Source organism: Blastomonas sp. CCH1-A6 (assembly GCF_001556365.1).
In the GTDB taxonomy this organism is placed as follows: domain Bacteria; phylum Pseudomonadota; class Alphaproteobacteria; order Sphingomonadales; family Sphingomonadaceae; genus Blastomonas; species Blastomonas ursincola.
This window is the reverse complement of the sequence record NZ_LSIS01000396.1, coordinates 1-554: the sequence shown is the minus strand read 5'-3', so window position 1 is coordinate 554 and position 554 is coordinate 1. Positions and strand designations below refer to the sequence as shown.

General features: G+C 78.9%; 1 pseudogene. It reads left to right on the top strand.

The window, feature by feature from the left end:
* Nucleotides 1–554 (top strand): annotated as a pseudogene (locus tag AX735_RS18075) (P-type conjugative transfer protein TrbL); the annotation flags it as partial.

Here is a 554-nt window from a genome sequence, read left to right as displayed (position 1 = left end):
CCGGCGCGGCACTCGGCCCCGCGCCCGACATCAATCAGGTCATGGCCATCGCGCTCGCCGCGCTGTCGCTCCTGGGCCTGTCGATCTTCGGTCCCGGCATCGCCAACGGCATCGTCTCGGGCGGCCCGCAGCTCGGCGCGGGTGCGGCGGCCGGGACCGCGCTGGCCGCAGGCGGCGCGCTGGTCGGCGGCGCGGCCGCGGCACGGCTTGGCGTCGGCGCCGCCGGTTCTGCCCTCGGCGCGGGCGGCCGGATGACCGGCGCCGCCGCGCGTGGCGGCGCTCAGATGGCAGGCGGCGCGACCAGTGCCTACAGCCTCGGTTCCTTCGGCAAGAGCGGCGCCGGCGCTGTCGGGGGCGGCATGGCCGCGGTCGGCCAGGCGGCGGCGGGAAGCGCGGCCAACGCTGCCCTCTCGCCTTTGCGCAAGGCGGCCGCCAAGGGCGGCGAGGCGATGAAGGCCAACTTCCGCTCGGGCGCCCGCGCCGGGTTCACCGCCACCGGCGGCACGATCACCGGCGGACCCGCATCCGCCGCCCCGGCCGCCGCAACCGCTGGC